At 41.3% G+C, this 19,789-nt stretch carries 18 protein-coding genes and 3 pseudogenes; 12 read left to right on the forward strand and 9 right to left on the reverse strand.

Annotation, left to right across the window (positions count from 1 at the left end; translation table 11 throughout):
- Positions 1-4 precede the first annotated feature (4 nt).
- On the forward strand, positions 5-2,449 hold the full coding sequence (gene ppsA / locus HC643_RS03495; protein ID WP_050046133.1) for a phosphoenolpyruvate synthase: 2,445 nt from the start codon (positions 5-7) through the stop codon (positions 2,447-2,449).
- 178 nt (positions 2,450-2,627) lie between these two features.
- Here the strand turns inward: ppsA and HC643_RS03500 are convergent, their stop codons facing one another.
- Positions 2,628-3,254, reverse strand: coding sequence for a CBS domain-containing protein (locus HC643_RS03500; protein ID WP_038086734.1), 627 nt, complete (start codon positions 3,252-3,254; stop codon positions 2,628-2,630).
- Between the two features lie 696 nt (positions 3,255-3,950).
- Between HC643_RS03500 and HC643_RS03505 the strand changes: the two genes are divergently transcribed.
- Complete coding sequence (locus HC643_RS03505; RefSeq protein ID WP_038086716.1) at positions 3,951-4,274, forward strand: HPF/RaiA family ribosome-associated protein; 324 nt, start codon at positions 3,951-3,953, stop codon at positions 4,272-4,274.
- A gap of 291 nt (positions 4,275-4,565) precedes the next feature.
- On the opposite strand, the pseudogene HC643_RS03510 reads toward HC643_RS03505, so the two are convergent.
- The 4 genes and pseudogenes from HC643_RS03510 to HC643_RS41185 form a co-directional block, all read right to left on the reverse strand.
- A pseudogene (locus tag HC643_RS03510) lies at positions 4,566-5,698 on the reverse strand (ATP-dependent 6-phosphofructokinase).
- Between the two features lie 173 nt (positions 5,699-5,871).
- Complete coding sequence (locus HC643_RS41175; RefSeq protein WP_137986413.1) at positions 5,872-6,288, reverse strand: hypothetical protein; 417 nt, start codon at positions 6,286-6,288, stop codon at positions 5,872-5,874.
- A 90-nt stretch (positions 6,289-6,378) separates the two neighbouring features.
- Positions 6,379-6,981 (reverse strand): hypothetical protein, encoded by a 603-nt coding sequence (locus tag HC643_RS41180; protein ID WP_137986414.1) that lies wholly within the window; start codon positions 6,979-6,981, stop codon positions 6,379-6,381.
- A gap of 87 nt (positions 6,982-7,068) precedes the next feature.
- Positions 7,069-7,242 carry a hypothetical protein gene (locus HC643_RS41185; RefSeq protein ID WP_153021618.1) on the reverse strand — a complete coding sequence of 58 codons (174 nt, stop codon included), beginning with the start codon at positions 7,240-7,242 and terminating at the stop codon, positions 7,069-7,071.
- Between the two features lie 152 nt (positions 7,243-7,394).
- On the opposite strand from HC643_RS41185, the gene HC643_RS03520 reads away from it, so the two are divergent.
- Positions 7,395-7,757, forward strand: a complete 363-nt coding sequence (locus tag HC643_RS03520) for an ArsR/SmtB family transcription factor (protein WP_038086713.1) — start codon at positions 7,395-7,397, stop codon at positions 7,755-7,757.
- 18 nt (positions 7,758-7,775) lie between these two features.
- On the opposite strand, the pseudogene HC643_RS03525 reads toward HC643_RS03520, so the two are convergent.
- A pseudogene (locus HC643_RS03525) lies at positions 7,776-7,901 on the reverse strand (Photosystem Q(B) protein 1); the annotation flags it as partial.
- 55 nt (positions 7,902-7,956) lie between these two features.
- On the opposite strand from HC643_RS03525, the gene HC643_RS03530 reads away from it, so the two are divergent.
- A complete protein-coding gene (locus tag HC643_RS03530; protein ID WP_038086710.1) occupies positions 7,957-9,039 on the forward strand; it encodes an NAD(P)H-dependent flavin oxidoreductase in 1,083 nt (360 codons plus the stop codon).
- 72 nt (positions 9,040-9,111) lie between these two features.
- Positions 9,112-9,825 (forward strand): heterocyst differentiation pentapeptide repeat protein HetL, encoded by a 714-nt coding sequence (gene hetL / locus HC643_RS03535; RefSeq protein WP_038086708.1) that lies wholly within the window; start codon positions 9,112-9,114, stop codon positions 9,823-9,825.
- Between the two features lie 278 nt (positions 9,826-10,103).
- Here hetL and acsF read toward each other — a convergent pair whose 3' ends face one another.
- Positions 10,104-11,207, reverse strand: a complete 1,104-nt coding sequence (acsF, locus tag HC643_RS03540) for a magnesium-protoporphyrin IX monomethyl ester (oxidative) cyclase (RefSeq protein WP_038086706.1) — start codon at positions 11,205-11,207, stop codon at positions 10,104-10,106.
- 250 nt (positions 11,208-11,457) lie between these two features.
- Between acsF and hemF the strand changes: the two genes are divergently transcribed.
- Positions 11,458-12,501, forward strand: coding sequence for an oxygen-dependent coproporphyrinogen oxidase (gene hemF / locus HC643_RS03545; RefSeq protein ID WP_038086704.1), 1,044 nt, complete (start codon positions 11,458-11,460; stop codon positions 12,499-12,501).
- Between the two features lie 277 nt (positions 12,502-12,778).
- On the opposite strand, the pseudogene HC643_RS03550 reads toward hemF, so the two are convergent.
- Positions 12,779-13,237: pseudogene (locus tag HC643_RS03550) on the reverse strand (GTP-binding protein); the annotation flags it as partial.
- A 6-nt stretch (positions 13,238-13,243) separates the two neighbouring features.
- A complete protein-coding gene (locus HC643_RS03555) occupies positions 13,244-13,435 on the reverse strand; it encodes a hypothetical protein (RefSeq protein WP_038086697.1) in 192 nt (63 codons plus the stop codon).
- A 448-nt stretch (positions 13,436-13,883) separates the two neighbouring features.
- Between HC643_RS03555 and HC643_RS03560 the strand changes: the two genes are divergently transcribed.
- The 6 genes from HC643_RS03560 (at position 13,884) to HC643_RS03585 (ending at position 19,761) form a co-directional block, all read left to right on the forward strand.
- Positions 13,884-14,417, forward strand: coding sequence for a universal stress protein (locus HC643_RS03560; RefSeq protein WP_038086695.1), 534 nt, complete (start codon positions 13,884-13,886; stop codon positions 14,415-14,417).
- Positions 14,418-14,717: 300 nt separating this feature from the next.
- Entirely contained in the window at positions 14,718-17,192 is a 2,475-nt protein-coding gene (locus HC643_RS03565) for a PAS domain-containing hybrid sensor histidine kinase/response regulator (protein WP_050046136.1), read from the forward strand.
- Between the two features lie 668 nt (positions 17,193-17,860).
- The gene (locus HC643_RS03570; RefSeq protein ID WP_038086692.1) at positions 17,861-18,130 is read left to right on the forward strand and encodes a GlsB/YeaQ/YmgE family stress response membrane protein; all 270 of its coding nucleotides are present in this window, start codon (positions 17,861-17,863) and stop codon (positions 18,128-18,130) included.
- 305 nt (positions 18,131-18,435) lie between these two features.
- Positions 18,436-18,582, forward strand: coding sequence for a hypothetical protein (locus tag HC643_RS03575; RefSeq protein ID WP_153021619.1), 147 nt, complete (start codon positions 18,436-18,438; stop codon positions 18,580-18,582).
- Between the two features lie 36 nt (positions 18,583-18,618).
- Entirely contained in the window at positions 18,619-19,206 is a 588-nt protein-coding gene (locus tag HC643_RS03580) for a hypothetical protein (RefSeq protein ID WP_038086689.1), read from the forward strand.
- Between the two features lie 204 nt (positions 19,207-19,410).
- Positions 19,411-19,761 carry a hypothetical protein gene (locus HC643_RS03585; protein ID WP_038086686.1) on the forward strand — a complete coding sequence of 117 codons (351 nt, stop codon included), beginning with the start codon at positions 19,411-19,413 and terminating at the stop codon, positions 19,759-19,761.
- Positions 19,762-19,789 lie beyond the last annotated feature (28 nt).

Consider the following 19,789-nt stretch of genomic DNA (forward strand, 5'->3'; position numbering starts at 1 on the left):
TATTATGCAAGAAATACTGGTCAACCAAAAGACTGAACGCTGTGGTGAAATAGACCAAGCTCTCGTATTGCCTTTGGAGAAAGTAGGAATTGCAGACATTTCTCTCGTGGGAGGCAAAAACGCCTCTTTAGGAGAAATGATTCAACAACTGAGACCTAAGGGCGTGAAAGTTCCTACAGGATTTGCGACGACTGCTCATGCCTATCGCTATTTTATTGAAGCTGCGGGCTTAGAAGCGCAATTAAGACTTATTTTTGCTTCGTTAGATGTTGAGGATGTAAACAATCTGCGGTTGCGGGGTAAACAAGCAAGGTCTTTAATGCTCAAAACTCCTTTTCCTCAGGAATTAGAACAAGCAATCGCCCAAGCTTACGAGCATCTGTGTCAACAGTACGGGACTGATACCGATGTCGCAGTTCGCTCTAGTGCTACCGCTGAAGACCTACCTGATGCCAGTTTTGCCGGACAGCAAGAAACTTATCTTAATGTCCATGGACTGCAAGCTGTTCTTGACGCTTGTCACAAATGCTTTGCATCAATTTTTACAGACCGTGCTATTTCTTATCGTCAAATCAAGGGCTTCGATCGCGTCAACATTGCCCTTTCGGTAGGTATACAAAAAATGGTTCGTTCTGATTTAGCAGCATCTGGAGTCATGTTTTCCATCGATCCGGAAACGGGTTTTAAAGATGCCGTATTGATTAGTGCGGCTTATGGATTAGGTGAAAATGTTGTCCAAGGGGCTGTCAATCCTGACGAATACTTGGTCTTTAAACCTACTCTCAAACAAGGATATCAACCAATTCTGGACAAGCGTCTGGGTACAAAAGAAATTAAAATGGTTTATGACTTGGGTGGTTCAAAATTAACCAAAAATATTCCGGTAGTAGCCAGCGATCGCTCCTCATTTGCCCTCCGAGATAACGAAATTTTACAATTGGCACACTGGGCATATGTCATTGAAGAGCACTATTCAAAAGTACGTGGTGTTTACACACCAATGGATATTGAATGGGCAAAAGATGGCATCACCAATGAATTGTTTATCGTGCAAGCACGTCCAGAAACAGTTCAATCCCAAAAGGAAAAAAACGTTTTGCACAGCTATCGCCTTCAAGAAAAAGGTGAAGTGTTGATCTTAGGGCGGAGTGTGGGTGAGACGATCGGGCAAGGTAAAGCCAGAGTCATTCTGGATGTGCATCACATCAACGAGTTTCAATCGGGAGAAGTCCTGGTGACCAACCGTACAGATCCGGACTGGGAACCAATTATGAAGAAAGCAAGTGCAATTGTAACCAACGCTGGTGGACGCACTTGTCATGCAGCAATTATTGCGCGAGAGATGGGAATTCCAGCAATTGTGGGTTGCTCAAATGCCACGACTGTCCTTAAAACAGGGCAAGAAATTACTGTTTCTTGTGCTGAAGGCGAAACTGGAAGAGTTTACCAAGGTTTGTTACCCTATGAAGTGCAAAAAATTCCCTTAAAAAGCTTACCCCATACCCGCACCAAAATCATGATGAATGTGGGCAATCCTGAAGAGGCATTTAGCTTGGCTGCTATGCCTAATGATGGAGTCGGATTAGCACGCATGGAGTTTATTATTGCCAACTATATTAAAGCACATCCATTAGCATTGATTCATTTTAATGAATTAGAAGATGAACTTGCTAAATATAAAATTGCTGAGTTAACAGATCAATATGAAGAGAAAACCCAATTCTTTATTGATAAACTTGCACGGGGAATAGGAACTATTGCTGCAGCTTTTTATCCCAAACCTGTAATCGTCCGTCTGAGTGATTTCAAGAGTAACGAATATGCTAACCTGTTGGGTGGCAAACAATTTGAACCAAAAGAAGAAAACCCAATGATTGGTTGGCGTGGTGCTTCTCGCTACTATGATGAGCGTTACCGAGAAGGCTTTGCTCTTGAATGTTTGGCAATGAAGCAAGTCCGTGACGAAATGGGCTTAACCAACGTCATTTTGATGGTTCCGTTTTGCCGTACTCCTCAAGAAGGTCGCCGTGCGATCGCAGAAATGGCAAAAAATGGTTTAGTACAAGGAGAAAATGGATTACAAATCTACGTTATGTGTGAATTGCCTAGCAACGTACTGCTAGCAGATGAGTTTAGTCAAATCTTTGATGGATTCTCTATTGGCTCAAACGACCTCACGCAGTTGACGCTGGGGTTGGATCGGGATTCGGAGTTAGTGGCGCATTTATTTGATGAACGTGACGAAGCAGTCAAGCGAACGATCGCAAAGGCAATTTACACAGTCAAACAACACGGACGTAAAATTGGTATTTGCGGTCAAGCACCAAGCGACTATCCAGAATTTGCTCGCTTCTTAGTTGAACAGGGTATTGATTCTATCAGTCTCAACCCTGATTCCGTACTCAAGACACTATTAGAAATAGCTGTTGCGGAACAAAAGGGTCAGTAATCATACCATCAGAGTTATGAGTTATTAATCTTGAACAATTAATAACTCATAACTCTGATGGTAAGTGTGGAAACCATGTGGCTGTCCTCCCATGGAGGAAACACAACGAAGTTCCTAATGGGACAGTCACATCCAGGAGCTTTAATCCTCAGCGAAGGAGAACTGAAGATTTATTGTCTTAACCACCACACCAATTATCATAAACTTGTCCTGTCATCGCCTCTGGAAATTCATCGCAAAATTCTTCAAAGGCAGTTTTTTCTAATCTTTTTGCACTTTGATGGGCTATTTCAGATTGCAATTCCTCAACGACATCCCAAGCAGCAGCGCACTCTTCGGAACGAGGAGAAGTTTTTGCACAGGCTTCACGCGCTTTTGTAATGGAATCCTGAAGTTCTTGTTCTAGCAGGATTGTTCTAGGTAGTTCAACAAATTGGCTTCTATTGATAATATCGGTTAGAGAGATAATACCTAACAGTTCTCCTTGAATAACTGGTGCTTGTAACAGATGGTGTTCAGCAAACAACCTCGCCACATATTCCACACCTAAGTCAGGGTTCACCACAATACAAGGTTTGCTCATGATTTCATAAACCCGCACTTTGCAAGGCTCTTTACCGTAGGCTATAACTTTATAGACAATATCTGACTTAGTAATAATACCATAAGCGTCTTGATTGTGACGGCGCTCAACAATGAGCGATCGCCAATCTCTTGCTTTCATAAGCCGAACGGCTTCAGCTACAGTTGCTGAACTGCGGATTGTTGCTACGTCTCGAGTCATGACGTCTGCTGCTGTTAACATATCAACAGTCATAATATTTTTCCTTGTATTTTCTTTGCAAAACTCTCTGTTTTCTGCTTTTATGTCTTCTGCAATTGGAGCTTTCTTTGATTGGTTTTCAAGGTATTAAATACATATTTACACTCCTCTAATATACTTTTTCATTAAGCCTACTACCGACTCCACTATCAACCAATACAGTTCAGTTAACAATATCGAATCCTTGAAGATCCCCCAACCTCCCGCTCGAAAGGGAGGCTTTATTTCTCCCAAACAATTGCCTGGGGGGATCGAATCTTATCCGAACCGTATTACACTATCAACTTATAAAAATACTTTGAGGAAATTGTGAGGTTCTACGCTCGAATTATTTTTTTGGCTGCTGAACTTTTACAAATAATAAATTACTTCAGGCTGCAAGGTTGCCCGGTTGCGAGTTAAAACTGTCATTTAACTGCTTATCTTCACAACTTCCTCACATCTTTTTTATACTCTAAAGATAGAAAGGTTAGGAGAAGCGATCGCAAACAAATTCAAAAAAATATTTAACTGAGGGAACGAATGTTTTTTGTGAGTATGTACAAAAAAATACTTTGGTTTTTACCTGTTATAACCAACTGTATGGTACTAAATATAACCTCACAATTTCTCGATTTTTGTCTTTAATCTTGAAATAAAGATGATAAGCTAGTATCTGACAGTGAGGACAATAAAAATATGGCAATACCGCTGCAACTTACTTTCCATAACGTTCAATCATCAGCATCTGTTGAAGAGAAAATAAGAGAGAATGTTCAAAAATTAGAACGTTTCTACAATCGAGTGATTAACTGTCGGGTTACTGTTGACGCTCCCCACCGCAACCAACGTAAAGGCAATCTTTATCATGTACGAATCGACCTGACGCTCCCTAAAGAAAACATCATTGTTAACCATAACCCATCAGACGAAACAAGCCATGCAGATATATATATAGCAATTCGTGATGCATTTGAAACTGCACGCAGACAATTGCAAGATTACACCAACTTGCATCAATGAATAAATGTGAGTTTGGCGAACTACACCCTCCCTCTCCTTGAAAAAGAGGGAGAGTGTAATCTGTTTTAACTTCATCTAACTTACGTTGAAGCAATACCTCTAATTGCTCCAACTGTTACTGTTTGTGTCATTAGTCAACTTTTTTCTTTCTATTTTCTTTGTAGAGATTATACTTTGGTTGCTTATGCTTCTTCTGTCAGTTGTTCTTTTTCTCACCGCTGCTTGTAAATATTCTTCATACAAGCGTTCTTCCGTCAAAGCTTCCCGTGCTTTTTCTTGCGTTGAGATGTTTCAACCTGATTGAGTGTTCCGACAGTTACTAACAAACTTCTCGCTCGTGCTCCGGTTCCCCAATTCTCCAACATAAATGCCCAAAGCTCGAGCAGTTTCCACGAGGTAACTGTTAGCATGCACGGGCGCAGGGCTTTGAAGGAGGACTTGTTGTAGAGGGACGGCAACAACTTGTCCGTTTTACCAAGCCACCATTCGATCGAATTGTCCTTGTGCGACTAAATCCACTGCGGTTTTACCAAAAGCTGTCGCCACCAAACGGTCTAAAGCAGAAGGAATACCGCCTCGCTGAATATGCCTAAAACTGAGACTCGCGTTTCTATTTTCTTGGTACTGTAATTAGCAATTTGGTCAGCAATGTATTGACCCATACCACAGCTGGGAGTTAGGCTCCACAGATCGCGATCGCTACAATTACAAGATAGTTTTACCGCTTCAATGCCTTCTGCAACTACGACGATCGCAAATTTGCGTCCCCAGAGATCGCGCAGTTTGTCAAGATGCTTGCAAATACCCTCAATCGAATAAGGAATTTCCGGAATCAAGATAACATCTGCTCCTCCTGCTATCCCGGCTTGTAAGGCTAAATGGCCTGCTTTTCTGCCCATAACTTCCACAATCATTACCCTGTCATGACTGGCGGCGGTAAAAGTGAGGCGGTTGAGAGCATCTGTAATTGTATTGACGGCAGTATCAAACCCAACAGATTTTTCCGTGAGTGCTACATCATTATCAATTGTTTTAGGAATAGCCACAAAATTCCAGTTGCCTTGGTATGCAAGCGAGTGGAGAATCTTGACACTACCATCACCGCCAATACCAATGAGTGCATCTAGCCCTAATGTCTGATAACCAGCAACGATCTCATCTGCACGTGCTAACGTATCTCCTTTGTTGATAGTTCCTAAGATAGTTCCTCCCATACTGAGCAAGGGATCTATGCCACGTAAGTCAAGACCATGCATCGTTAGTGTCGTCGCTTTGCTTTCCAGCAGTCCCTGGGTTGCATAAGGAATTCCCAGCACTTCCCAATTGTAAGTGAGCGTTGCATGGCTCACAACAGCCCGAATCACAGCATTAAGCCCAGGACAATCTCCACCACTAGTGAGAATGCCAATTCGTTTGCAGTTCATATGTAATTTAAAGTAGAGTTAACAATTTAACGACGACTTCCAAATGGTATTAATATCAAACATTGAGCACGCTAGAATACCTGAATTCCGGCATACTGTCCTGAATGATTTAGAGATTAAAGAAAAAATGTGAGGAACTTATGAGGACGTTAGCTTCTGGAATTGAAATTCTATTAAGGCTGCTGTAGTAACAATCGTTCATCAGCATTTAACACCAATAGAGGATTTTCTGTATCTATCCATGAAACTTGAGCGTCTAACTTGTCACAACATTCACATACCAAACGCAAACCGACATCTAATGGAAGTTGTGCGGTTGTTGGGGTAAACTCTTGTAATATTCCGGCTTCTATCGTTTGATAGCGATCGAGGTCTTGGCTCAGTTTTGCTAGAAAACTGACTCCTTCACCACCATCTGCTTTCCCTTTCTCCAAGGCGTAGCCCATAGCAAATTGCAAAATTGAATCGACATAAGCCTTGACTTTAGGGTGTTTAACTCCCTCTGTAGCTGCGGTATAAAGTAGTTCACCATTCAGATACTCAAAATCTGGTACATACAGGTAGTTATTAACGAGTTCAAATACCTGCATTCCTTTAGCAGCTTTAACTGTTAACTTCTCATTTCTGACTCGATTAGCCGCATTCTCCAGCAGTGCAATTACAGCTAAAATAACAGAAGGCTAGTTACTATCTATACATCTTATTTCGATAGTGCCGAGTTTGTTTAGTCTTACCGGATTCCAACCTGACTTGAGTAAGCTTCCTCCTGTTTTTAAAAACAGGTGACTTTCAATTCCAGCTTTTTCCATTGCTTGCGACCAAGTATAGTAACGAGCAAAGTGCTGTTCAACTAAATCCTCCACACTTTCAGCATAAGGCATGAGTCCACCAACAGGTTGTAAATGAGTGTAAACTCCTTCCCAGCCGAAGGTTTCACTCCCTCGATAACGAATGGTATGTGCTGCTAGCCCAATCGCCTGTCCTTCATAAAAGGGACACGCTCTCGTTAGGGAAATGAGTGCTGAGTCGCAAGCTGTAGCTAAATTGTAGATATTTAGTAGTTCTTCTCGTTGTGCTGATGTTGAGTTGTAAGATACTACAACACGAGGGTCAATGACTCCAGGAGAGACTTCCAAATGTATGTGTGTGCCAGTACATTTTCCTGCGTGCAAAAATTTATCATAGCCGACGGTTCTCGCTTGGATGTGGTAGTTGGGGCGATCGCGCATAACTGGCATAATGTGCAAGGGATAGCTAGACAGAGGGTAAAGCCGTAAACCCATTTGTCGTCCTACAGAAAGCGCCAGTTTGAGATTTTTGAGATATTCTCTGGCTAGTTCTGTACCACTGGAGCCAGGAGATGTATTAATTTATACTATACTCTTGACAAACTCTGGCACAAAATAATTTGGATTTAAACCTTCTGCTTCCGCCATTAAGTGACAACCCTGCAAAAATTCATCAGCACGATTGCTCAGCTGACCTACTTCATCTACCAGAAAAAACTCTTGCTCAAGACCAATACGACGCTTGGGTGCATCCATCTAAGCCTCCGTCAGAAAAATTTTGTCACAGTGTCTCGACCTCATCCTTCAGTTTAAAAGATATAACTGCGCTGTTATTAAATTGAATTAACAATTAGTTATAATATTGATTAGTTATTAATCAATTATTGTGCTGACTGTTAAATCTCCCTATGCCAAAAACTAAGCCGGCCATGGTCGATCCAGTTGTTCTTGTGGCGGTTGCAGACTACTTCAAGGTTTTATCAGAGGTAAGTAGGTTACAAATTTTGACCTGTCTCAAGTCAGGACCAATGAATGTGATGGAAATCGCTGAGGCTACTGGGTTGGGGCAAGCAAATCTTTCTAAGCATCTGAAAGTATTGACTCAAGCAGGAGTTTTATCTCGTCAGCCCAAAGGTACCAGTGCTTATTATGAAATTGCCGAGCCAATGATTTTTGAGCTTTGTGAGTTAGCGTGCGATCGCATTAACGAGCGCGTGCAACAGCAGGCTAAAACCTTCAAAGCTCTTCGGAGCAACACAGGCGTTTTTTAACCAGGAAAACACCAATACAATAACGGAAAATAGAGCGCCTCCAAAGACTCCAGCTACACCTAGCATACGAAACGGATGCATGAGAATATTGTGTTCTGATAAGTTGAAGGTTCTAGAAATACCAAGCATCATCCCATCTGAGAAACAATGAACACTGAGGTGCTAGAATTACTCAACAGTTATAAGGAAATATCTTTTGATGGCGTCTATCTTACATCCCTTACGGATTGGCAAACATATTATCCGCTATCCCATTGTTCAAGGTGCAATGGCAGTAAGGGTCTCTGGCGCAAAGCTTGCTGGAGCAGTTGCCAATGCAGGTGGAGTAGGTACCATTGCCACGCTGGGGTTGGGGTTGCATTCTCCCTATTTTCATCAACGCAAACGAGGCAACTTTTTTGAGGTAAATCGACTGGCTTTGATAGATGAACTGACCGAAGCCCGCACCATTAGCCCGAATGGAGCGATTGGGGTTAATATTCTTGTTGCCACCAAAGATTATCCCGTGTTGGTTCAGACAGCTGCTGCTTGTGGAGCAAATTTGATTGTAACAGGAGCTGGATTGCCTCTGACTTTACCAATGTACACTACAGATTATCCCGATGTGGCATTAGTACCAAGCATATCTAACTTGCTCTCAGCCCAAATCATCTGTGAAACTTGGCAAAATCAATATAATCGACTCCCCGATGCCTTGATTGTCAAAAATTGTCAGATGGTTGGAGGGCATTTCACGCAGTGTGAGAATATTGGCTCTCCAGAATTCTCGATTGAGTCCCTCATTTCTCAGCTGCGAGATTATTTGGAACAACAGATGGGTGTCAAAATTCCGTTAATTGTCACGGGAGGAATTTGGGATCGAACCGATATCGATCGCATATTAGCCATTGGAGCAGACGGCGTACAAATCGGTACTCGCTTCATTACCACAGAAGAATGCGATGCCGATCGACGTTATAAAGACTTCCATCTCAAAGCCTGTTCAGAAGATATTGTCACTGTGCCCAGTCCCGTAGGAAAACCCACTCGTGCTTTACGTAATCCCTTTACAGAGCAGGCAATGGCTGGCTCATCAACAGCACTGGAGCAGCGATGTATTGCTAATTGTTTAGAGTCGTGTTTGTGTCGAGACACTGGAAAAACTTATTGTCTTCTCCAAGCGCTTGCTAAAGCTGCATCTGGGGATGTAGAGCGTGGTTTAATTTTTTCTGGAGCCAATGTTAGGTACGCTGAACGGATCGTGTCCGTCAAAGAACTGATGGCAGTGTTAACCCAACAGTAGAAGACAATGCTCTCAAAGATCGTTGTCCATAGTAAGAACGTGCTTGACTTATAAAATCAAAGGTTGAATGATATGGATGTAGAGCAAATTCTCAAACTTTATTCTGCTGGAGAACGAAGCTTTCAACGAGTTAATTTGCAAGAAGCAGAGTTAACCAATGTAAACCTTGTAGCTTCAGACTTTAGCTATGCTGATTTACGCCAAACACGACTGGGTAAAACCAACTTTAGCCAAGCTTGTCTGCGCGAAGCAAACTTGAGTGAAGCTATTCTCTGGGGAGTGGATTTGAGTGAGGCTGATTTATATCGTGCTATTTTGCGTGAGGCTGATTTGACAGGTGCAAAGTTAATTCAGACACGTTTGGATGAAGCCAACTTAATCAAAGCTAGTCTATGTGGTGCTAATTTGAATGCTGTTAAGCTTTCTGGTTCTTTGCTAGTTCAAGCAGACCTCCGTCCGAGTTCCAACCAGCGAACAGATTTGGGATATGGGATTTTAAGCGGGGCTGATTTAAGTTATGCCGATCTAAGAGCGGCTTTACTGCATCATGCTAATTTAGATGGAGCAAAGTTGTGTCGGGCAGATTTGAGTCGGACAATACAATGGGGAGATTTGGCAACGGATCTAACTGAAGCTAGTTTGCAAGGTGCAGACTTAAGTTACGCCAATTTAACAGGTGCGGTTTTGCGAAAGGCTAATTTGCAAGGCGCAGACTTAACCGGAGTGATTCTCACAGATGCCGATCTCCAGGGTGCTATTTTGCCTGATGGTACCATTCACAATTGAATTTTTGCCACAAGCCAGCAGGAGAGGGAGGTGTGTCGCACTCATTTAAAGATATCACTTGTTTGTGGGACAAGGGATACAAGGGAGAGAATACTGGCTCTATTTTTTGTCTGTACTTCCAACAATCCTTTACGACCAGATTGTTGCACGCAATATAAAGATGAAACTTTTGCAAGGGTTACACCAGCTTAAAAGCATATTTTAACTAAGCTATGTATATACCCTCGTGCAAGGTACATCACATTCTGTAAGTACCTTGCAACAAAATCGTCCCTTCTTCACCGAACTGTGAAGCGTAATGCTTCAGTATCAATTGGTTTTATCAAGTAAACCAACAGCAAATTCCAAATAATTGCGATCGCAAGGGGAAGTTTGCGAAGAAGTTTCACAACTTTGGGTTGGGAACTGCGATCGACTTCCACCAATTTTAAGTTGTAGTCTGAGCAGCGTTGTAAAAGTGGAAAAAACTTTGGATGTTCGGTATTCAGCATGACCGGAAAGGCTCGACCAGCCGTTTCGTTTGTCTTGCGAACAACTTGACGGTCAAATTCTGTTGGCTCGAGCCCCAGTAAATAGTAAAAGCTAGCCCGTTCGTGAACCGTTAGTGTATGGGTAGCAAACACTGATAACAGAAAAAAGCGACTCCACAGTTTGGCTTTCCAATTGTTCCAAAGTTTTAGTTGCGTAGACGCGGAGCGGCTTGTCGGGAGACATCGCAATAATGCCTTAAATATATCTCCGTGACGGTTTTCATCCTGACACCAACTTTCAAAGAAGCGAAAGATAGGGTAAAACTGCTTTTCTGGATGTTTTTGTAGATGGTGATAGATAATAATATACCTCCAGTAACCAATTTTTTCTGATAGGTAGACAGTATAAATTACCCATTCAATTGGGAAAAACGTATAAGTGCGGGTTTTCGTCACACTCGCAAGATCGAGTGAGAGTTTAAAGTCACCCATTGCTTTATTAAGAAATCCAGCATGACGGGCTTCATCACGAGCCATCAAATGAAATATTTCAGACAAAAGTGGATTGCGTTCTTTCAGCCTCCGCGAGAGTTCTTTAAACAGTAAAAACCCAGAGAACTCTGAAATGCATGAACGTTCTAAATAGTCAATAAAGACGCGGCGTGATTCTTCGTCAATATGTTCCCATGACTGCTCAAATGTCTCATCCCGGACAAAATGGTGACGATTGTAGTCTGCTCGCATTTCTGCAAGCATCGCTTTTAATTCAGTTTCTTGAGCAAATACATTCAAACTAGCTGCAGCTTCAAAGTCTGTGGTGTAAAACCGGGGAGTCAATAGGGTTTCTTGGTTTGGCTCTTTGATTCCTGCTTTTGCTTGCTTGGGGGTAGACTGAGGTAGAGTATTCACCATGCTTGTTCTGTTATTCAACTATCTTCTTTAATAACTATCAAGTTATAATACCTGGAGTCTTTTGACCAAAACCATTATTAAAATTATTTCTTCACAAAGTCTGTAGCGATCGCCTAGAACTGCGGAACTGTAAGGATAACCTCAAAAAAGCATTTATTAAGTTTTGAAAATTATTTAATCTTGCATTATTTAATAACTTTATAGTTATTAAGCGTAATAAATCTGGCTCAAAGGTTAAGGGACTTCCAAAATGGGTTATCATTCAAAGAATCACACACAATTACTGACACCTCCTGGCAATACACTTCCTGCGGATTCACGCGATCGCGTCAAGCAATTTATGCAGAACTTGCAGGACGAGATTTGTACAGCGTTGGAGCAACTTGACTCAAAAGCCCGGTTTCGGGAAGATCGTTGGGAGCGAGCAGAAGGTGGTGGAGGGCGTACCCGCGTGATTCGAGAAGGGCGGGTGTTTGAACAAGGCGGTATTAACTTTTCAGAAGTGTGGGGAGACAGACTACCTCCTTCAATTTTGGCGCAACGTCCAGAAGCCGTCGGACATGAATTTTTTGCTACAGGAACCTCAATGGTGTTGCATCCTCGCAATCCCTACGTGCCAACAGTACATCTCAACTACCGCTACTTTGAAGCGGGTCCAATTTGGTGGTTTGGTGGAGGAGCCGATTTAACACCGTACTACCCCTTTGCAGAAGATGCCATTCACTTTCACTCCTCGCTAAAGTCTGTCTGTGACGCCTATCATCCGGAGTATTATCCAACCTTCAAACGCTGGTGTGATGAATACTTCTATTTGAAACATCGTCAAGAACAACGAGGCATTGGTGGTATCTTCTTTGACTATCAAGATGCGAGTGGAAAGCTTTATGTCGGTTCTCAAACAGATACACCTGCAGCGCTCTACAGTCAGCAAGTAGGAACAGTCTCTCGTAACTGGGAAGATATTTTTGCCTTTGTCCAATCTTGCGGTCATGCCTTTTTACCTGCTTATTTGCCCATTGCACAACAGAGACAAGAAATAGAGTATGGCGATCGCCAACGCCAGTTTCAACTCTACCGTCGAGGTCGTTACGCAGAGTTTAACCTAGTGTATGACAGGGGAACGGTTTTTGGTCTGCAAACCAATGGTAGAACCGAATCCATACTGATGTCCCTACCACCTCTAGCCCGTTGGGAATATTGCTACGAAGTAAAACCAGGTACACCTGAAGCAAGGCTTACCGAAATCTTTCTCCAGCCCAAAGATTGGGTAAATGAGATTTCTGCACAACAATAACAACATTTTCCATTTTTTAGCTGAAGGTAGTGCAGTAGGAATGATGGTACTAGATTACAGTATTTAACTATGTACGCTGAAGGCTTGCGAACAAGAACTCTACAAGGACTTAAATAACGGGTATCTGGGGAAGGAGGTTATTTTTCTAATTAGTTTTTTAATCTCCGCTCCCCGATCCCAGTTTCCAAGCTCATGAAATTGCGGTTGTTTGGGAAGTCTTTGTAATATTCAAATATTTATTGAATGTGATTTGTGCAATTTGCATTTTACCGAATTTTACTTTCTCAAACTTGCCTTCTAAGCCAATGGAATACTGTAGCACAACAGCGTTTAAACCGAGTTTTTCTCTTAATGCATCAACAACGTGGAAAGAATTTGCACCCAACCTATCTAACTTATTGATAAAAGCAAGATGCAGCACGCGATAGCACTTCAGGTACCTATCTACCGTAACAGACTGGGATTGTACTCCTGCAACACCATAATTGCTCCATCTAACACTCGCAAAGAACGCTCAACTTCAATCGTGAAGTCAACATGGCTTGGTCTTTGGAACTCGCAATAAATTGACGAGGCTACCAGACATCCCGCGTCATTTAGGTGTATCAATTAAATTGATTTGCATATTATGCCACCAGCAAGTGACAGCAGTCGAGGTAATGGTGATACCCTTTTCACGCTCTAACTCCATATAATCCATTGTTGCACCATCTCTATCGCCCCCAACCTCTTCAATGTTTCATCAAACATCAACATTTATCTGTTCTATCTGTTTAGCAGCTTTCTCCCAAAGCTTAGCAGAAGCCTCATCTTGCCAATGAGTTCTTAAATTTTCTGCTTTTTTGTGGCATATTCGCTCTAACATTTCTAAAATTGCGGATAATGTCAATTTGTCAATTAATGTTTCTAAAATTTCCATATATTCTTTATGCATGATATATAACTCCTATTCTGCCGATTTCTTCTGACAAAACCCATATAGATGACTTTTCTACTGGCAAATCATGGATGAAGATTTGTTACTAATTTCTCCCAATATTCTGCTAACTTTTACACGCAGTTTAACTTATTTTTAAGAAAATTATGATGCGATCGCCATACAATGGCTATAAAGTTATTTTCTCATAACACTCAAGCTCCTTGATTGAGTTTCATTTTCAGCCTTATAGAGTTGTAGAAAAACAACATGAAGAACTTGTGAAGGGAAATTTTTCTTTACCAAGAACAGATATGGCTTAATTACAAATATTTATTTTATCTTCATATAAGAACATATTTACTCTTTCGCATTCCTCACAAGTTTCTCAAATTATTTTTCTATACCTAATTATAAGAAGATCATCTGTTAAAAAACTCACTTAGCCTAAGTATGAGAGGTCAATATGTTTAAAAAGATTTTAATTGCATTAGATTGCTCTGACGCAGGCAAATATGTTTTTGAACAAGGCTTTACTTTAGCAAAGATGGCTGGATCTAGTTTACTGTTGCTACACGTTTTATCTAATGAAGAAGAAGGGAGTCCTTATATACCCGTATCCACTTTTGAATACTACCCAGCAATGTGGGAACAAGTCTCAGATTTTCACCAACAGGAGTGGGACAGGTGGAAAAATAAAGGTGTAGAGATGTTGCGAGCATTATGTGCTCAAGCAAACATAGCTGATGTGAACACTGAGTTTAGACAAATTCCTGGCAATCCCAGTCGAGTCATTTGTGACTTAGCTCAGAGTTGGAACGCAGATCTTATTATCATTGGACGTCGAGGTCACTCTGGTTTAGCAGAACTGTTGCTCGGTAGCGTCAGTAATTATGTCCTTCACCACGCTCCTTGTTCAGTTCATGTCGTGCAACTTCCTCTTAGCAATAAAGGAATTGAAGTTGTCAAAGAAAGCGCAAGTGTTTCCATCTCCAAATAATTTTCTAAGTAGAACTGCAACATTAAAGTCTATCTAACTTGCCCAGCGTTTGCGCTATTAATTTGCACAGCAGAACGGGCGTTCTCACTCTTTTTACAAAAGTGATGCTAACTGAGGCTGTGCAAATTAAAAAATGATTAGTTGAGTTGGATAAATATTCAAGAGTCCCAATAAATTAACAGTTGAGGTTTAGCAGCACTGCATTAAGTTATAAGCTGTTTGTGAGAACTATGTAAACATGACTTCAAGAAGAATTTTTGTAACTGGTAGGACAGATCGGCTCAGACCCACTTTTTGCCAGTGCTAGATCCTGTAGAAATTTTTGGTGTTATGACATCATTACAGCAACTTTTAAACCAGTGGAAGATCCAATTAAAGCAAGTCAATCGGCAAATGTACCAAGCTAGTGATGAAATAGAAAGACGGATAGAAAAATGCACAGCAGAGCTTTCTCAAACAAAGGTGCTACTCCAAAGGGAAATGGAAAATTGCAAGCAATTAGAAGCACAAATCACATTTCAGACTTATATTCTGTCCAAGGTAAATGATGCAGTAATTGTTTTTGATTCTCAAAATCGCATTACTTCTTGGAACCAAGCAGCAGAAAAGTTATATGAGTATAAAGCTGAGGAAGTTCTTGGTCTCAAGTTGGAAGAAGTGAATCGCTATTGCTCGAGCAAAGCAGAGGATGAACAGGCTGCTTACAATCCATTAGCAGCGAGAGGGATTTGGCAAGGAGAGAATATTCATTATAAAAAGAATGGAGAAGAAATTTACGTTGAGTCATCGATTGGCTTATTAACAGATGATAACGGTGCCGATCGCGGTTTTCTTGCTGTAGTCCGCGATGTTACCGAACGCAAACAAGGTGAACAACAGTGCCAACAACTTCTTGCTCAAGAAGAAGCCGCCCGTATGGACGCAGAGGCAGCAAAAAGTAAAATTTTTAATATTCTTGACAGGATTGCTGATGGTTTCTTGGCTCTAGATTGCGAGTGGCGGTTCACCTATGTCAATCGCCAAGCAGCCAAGATCTTGCACAGAACCCAAGAGCAGCTCGTTGGCAAAAACGTTTGGGAGGAATTTCCCAACGCCATTACTCTAGCATTTTATCGCGAGTATCACAGGGCAGTAACACAACAGGTCACTGTTGAATTTGAGGAATTTTACCCGCCACTTAACACTTGGTTTGAAGTACACGCCTATCCCACACGGGATGGCTTATCAGTTTATTTCCAAGACATTACCAAGCGTAAGGGAGCAGAACACAAAATCAACCAGCAAGCAAATTTACTAGATATCGCCACAGACGCCATTCTCGTTTGCAATTTAGAACACCAAATATTATTCTGGAATAAAAGCGCGGAACGTCTGTATGGATGGCAAGCAGGTGAAGTTGTAGATAAAAATGCTAACAAGCTTTTGTATAAGGAAACATCACCTCAACTAGAAGAAGCCATTTTGACTGTTTTGGAACATGGGTCTTGGCAAGGAGAGTTGAGCCAAGTACCAAAAGATTGCAAAAACATCATCGTTCAAAGTCGCTGGACACTAGTACGCGATCGAATGGGACAACCCCAATCAATTCTTATCGTCAACACTGACATCACTGAGAAGAAACAACTTGAAGCGCAGTTTTTCCGCGCACAGCGGCTAGAAAGCCTTGGTACCCTAGCCAGTGGTATCGCTCATGACTTCAACAATATACTGACACCTATTTTGATCATCGCTCAACTGTTGTCACATAAATGTTTTGCTTTTGATGAGGAAAATCGAGAACTCTTGAAAACGGTAGAAGACAGCTCTAAACGCGGTGCAGATCTTGTCAAGCAAATTCTATCGTTTGCACATGGAACTGAAGGCAAGCGCGTTCACCTACAAGTCAGACACTTGTTAAAGGAAATGAAACGAATTCTTGAAAGTACATTTCCAAAATCTATTGAAATTAATATTGATGTACTAACCCAAAATCTTTGGACAATCCGAGTAGACCCCACTCAACTCCATCAGGTTTTGCTAAATCTCTGCGTCAATGCTCGTGATGCCATGCCTAACGGGGGTACTCTTAGTCTTTTGGCTGAGAATGTCTTTGTTGATGAAAACTATGCCAGGATGAATTTAGATGCCAAAGTCGGTTCTTTTGTTGCGATCGCAATCTCAGATACAGGATGTGGCATTCCTCCAGAAATACAAGAGCGTATTTTTGAACCCTTTTTTACAACTAAAGAAAAGAGTCAAGGCACGGGATTGGGTTTATCAACCGTTCTTGGTATCGTTAAGAACCATGGGGGGTTTGTAAACGTACATAGTAAATTGGGCGAAGGCAGCCAATTTAAGGTTTACTTACCAGCTAGTGATACACAGGTAACACAAGAAGTTTGTGATATTAGGATGCCCACAGGAAATGGAGAATTAATTCTCATTGTGGACGACGAAGAAAATATTCGAGAGGCGACAAAAAGCTCACTAGAAAACTATAACTACAAAATCCTAACAGCTAACGATGCTATTGGGGCATTCTCACTCTACACTTTACACAAACAAGATATTAGTTTGGTATTGATGGATATACAGATGCCATTGATGGATGGGCTAAATGCTATTCGCATCTTAGAAAAAATAAATCCCTCGGTCAAAATTATTGCTATTAGTGGGATTTCACACAATCAAAAGCTTCTAGAAGCTCATAGTATTGGTGTGAAAGCATTTGTGTCTAAACCATACATGATACAGGAATTATTGGATACCATTAAATGTGTTTTAAGTATGCCATAAATAACTACAAAGAAACTGAGGTATTACTATGGATCTTATCAGAGGGCTAAAACAATATTCTAAAAGAATACTAGTATTAATCTTTATTCTGCTCTTGGCATCCCTAATATCAGGTTTTTCTTAAGATTCCTCAAGCAATCCTATAGCCTTCAAAATAGAATTCTGAACGGCAGGCGCTATCTCAGGAGCGGAGACGCTACGCGAACAACGGGGGTTACCCGAATGGCACGCTCGAAGTGCGACGCGGAGACTTGGAGACACACCAGACGCGGAGGGTTCCCCCCTGTCAAAAATTATCATTATAAATTTTGTATATTTTATTTTCTGGAAGTCCCTAAAGAATGATAAATTCCGAATTGGATTGAAACGTCTTAACTCGGCTACTTCAAGCAGATTCGTTCTTAAGTTTTACTCCTTTGGGAGAACAGATAAAGTCTAAAAAATTCCTAGAATGCAATTACCAAGCAATAAATTTGGTATCTCCTAGTTTGGGACTAACTAGGAGTTTTTTAATTTCTCTTACTGACCATCTATATCTTAAGAAATAAATCCAAATTTTCTCATACTTAAGACTTGTGAATAATTAGTTCTGATGACAGATTGGACATTTAGGTTGGAATTGTTATTGTGTCATTGTTAGATAAAAAAGTTTATCCCCTAATAGAACAATGAACATTATTGCTTGGATTGTTTTAGGTTTGATTGCAGGTGCGATCGCCAAGGCTATTTACCCCGGTCACCAAGGTGGTGGAATTTTGGGAACAATCTTGTTGGGAATTATCGGTGCTTTTGTTGGTGGTAGCTTGGGTGTATTCTTCAGCACGGGACAATTCTCGCTAGCGGCGACTACTCTTAGTATCCCCGGTATCGCGTTAGCAGTTGTTGGTGCTCTTGTGGCTATTTTTATATGGAATTTATTTACCCGTCGTGCGGTGTAATCAACTGAAGTACGTTTAATTTATAGTAAACCTCAGGGAGCTAATTTCTTTATTTTTATCCCTGAATTTAATAATGATAGCGCTACCCTAACTTGAGGGTAGCGCTATCATTATTAACACTTCACAAGTGCTTTGATACGAATGAAACCATTTCAACTGATTAAATAAGTAGAAAGGCGCAAAAAAAAAGTATGTAAAGAAAAGTAAAGTGACCTAAAAACCTCTTCCCTTCTGCCATCTGCCTTGATTTTAAATGCGTTTTCCCTGAACTCTCCCCCAGTCTCCCTCTCGGTCAACATGATAAAATGAAAGGCAGCACAGCTTACCAAATCCTTATGGTGTTGGCACATATTCAACCGGGCGTTGCTGGTTTAGGAGGGAATTACGGCGATCGCGAAGCGCAAGCTGTACTCAGCTTATCGAAAAGCAAGCTCGCACTATCCCTCCCTTGATAAACTCTGTATTGTGATGTAGATGCAAGTACAGAGATGGCAAAAATTGAACGGGAGTCCATTAACTTTAAACTACCCAAAACACTAACCAAAGTACTTAGAGAGAAAGCTCGCGAGCTCGACACTACAGCAACCGATTTGGTCATCCAGGGGTTGGAACACGTTTTGGATTTGGCTCCCAGTACGGATAATGGTATAGATACCCGTTTGCATCAAATCGAAGTAGAACTAAAGCGATTGGCAGTTTGTACAGAAAATTCCGTATACAGCGCTACAGAAGCTGTTTCCTCACAACGCCTCAGTCAATTAGAACAACAGATGAAAGAACTGACCAATCGATTGTCACTTATTGAAGAAGCCTTGGTGCAGATGCAAAGCAGCTCGGGAAGTTACAGTCGTCGTCGATCCTCCGGGTACTCGCACTACACTCAACTCACTATAGAGCTGCAACCCATGCTAGAAGAAAACCTTGCCAAAAGACTTGCAGTCACTCTCGCTACCCTACGCAACCAGCGCGAAACTTTAAGCCAAAAGGATTTTTTATCATGGTCTCGCTCTCGCGATACTAACAGTATGGGGTGGCGCTACGAACAGAAGGACAAGCTTTATTATCCGGTGAAGTAAAAATAAAAAAGACAAACGTACTCATAGTGCGCTTTACACTTCTGCCTTTACATAGAGCAGAAGCACGATCGAATTTCTCTCTATAAGAATAGGTACTAAAAAAAATTCCGCCGTTGGGTTAGCTAGCAATAGCTGGCTGAAGATAGAAGGGATTTTGCTTACATATTGACAGAATGAAACCATCAGATCGATATTGGCTTTGTTATGAAAAGTTTCATTCTTGGTAGCCTATCTCTACTGCTGCTATCTACCACAACTGTACCTATTGTTAAAGCCGAAAACAGAGCGGCCAATCCCAATGTGTTAAGCGGTGCATCATCCTCTACTCAGATAGAACCTTTCAATCTCGTTCACTTAGCTTATCAAGGATACCTTAGAGACCAAGGCATTCCTGGTTATGGTGCTCTTATTATGGCTTACCAAGTTAAACAAATTAGTGCTGAAGATATTGTTCGGAGTGCAGTTAAATCGAATATACTGCCACCACAAGCGATAGACGATCGCGCATATAGGAACGCTGTTAATCTTCAATTAGAAAATTTGAGAATTAAATAAGCAAAAAAATCTCTACATTTTTTCTCGT

Origin of the sequence: Tolypothrix bouteillei VB521301 (assembly GCF_000760695.4) — a bacterium.
Taxonomy (GTDB): domain Bacteria; phylum Cyanobacteriota; class Cyanobacteriia; order Cyanobacteriales; family Nostocaceae; genus Scytonema; species Scytonema bouteillei_A.

Excerpts from the sequence above, each read along its gene's own strand:
- HC643_RS41175 (WP_137986413.1), bottom strand. The coding sequence starts at position 6,288 with ATGCAGGTATTTGAACTCGTTAATAACTACCTGTATGTACCAGATTTT.
- HC643_RS03575 (WP_153021619.1), top strand. The coding sequence starts at position 18,436 with ATGAAAGGCAGCACAGCTTACCAAATCCTTATGGTGTTGGCACATATT.
- ppsA (WP_050046133.1), top strand. The coding sequence starts at position 5 with ATGCAAGAAATACTGGTCAACCAAAAGACTGAACGCTGTGGTGAAATA.
- acsF (WP_038086706.1), bottom strand. The coding sequence starts at position 11,207 with ATGGTGAATACTCTACCTCAGTCTACCCCCAAGCAAGCAAAAGCAGGA.
- HC643_RS03530 (WP_038086710.1), top strand. The coding sequence starts at position 7,957 with ATGGCGTCTATCTTACATCCCTTACGGATTGGCAAACATATTATCCGC.
- HC643_RS03580 (WP_038086689.1), top strand. The coding sequence starts at position 18,619 with ATGGCAAAAATTGAACGGGAGTCCATTAACTTTAAACTACCCAAAACA.
- HC643_RS03570 (WP_038086692.1), top strand. The coding sequence starts at position 17,861 with ATGAACATTATTGCTTGGATTGTTTTAGGTTTGATTGCAGGTGCGATC.
- hetL (WP_038086708.1), top strand. The coding sequence starts at position 9,112 with ATGGATGTAGAGCAAATTCTCAAACTTTATTCTGCTGGAGAACGAAGC.
- HC643_RS03520 (WP_038086713.1), top strand. The coding sequence starts at position 7,395 with ATGCCAAAAACTAAGCCGGCCATGGTCGATCCAGTTGTTCTTGTGGCG.
- HC643_RS03555 (WP_038086697.1), bottom strand. The coding sequence starts at position 13,435 with ATGCATAAAGAATATATGGAAATTTTAGAAACATTAATTGACAAATTG.
- HC643_RS41185 (WP_153021618.1), bottom strand. The coding sequence starts at position 7,242 with ATGGATGCACCCAAGCGTCGTATTGGTCTTGAGCAAGAGTTTTTTCTG.
- HC643_RS41180 (WP_137986414.1), bottom strand. The coding sequence starts at position 6,981 with ATGGGTTTACGGCTTTACCCTCTGTCTAGCTATCCCTTGCACATTATG.
- HC643_RS03500 (WP_038086734.1), bottom strand. The coding sequence starts at position 3,254 with ATGTTAACAGCAGCAGACGTCATGACTCGAGACGTAGCAACAATCCGC.
- HC643_RS03560 (WP_038086695.1), top strand. The coding sequence starts at position 13,884 with ATGTTTAAAAAGATTTTAATTGCATTAGATTGCTCTGACGCAGGCAAA.
- HC643_RS03585 (WP_038086686.1), top strand. The coding sequence starts at position 19,411 with ATGAAAAGTTTCATTCTTGGTAGCCTATCTCTACTGCTGCTATCTACC.
- HC643_RS03505 (WP_038086716.1), top strand. The coding sequence starts at position 3,951 with ATGGCAATACCGCTGCAACTTACTTTCCATAACGTTCAATCATCAGCA.
- hemF (WP_038086704.1), top strand. The coding sequence starts at position 11,458 with ATGGGTTATCATTCAAAGAATCACACACAATTACTGACACCTCCTGGC.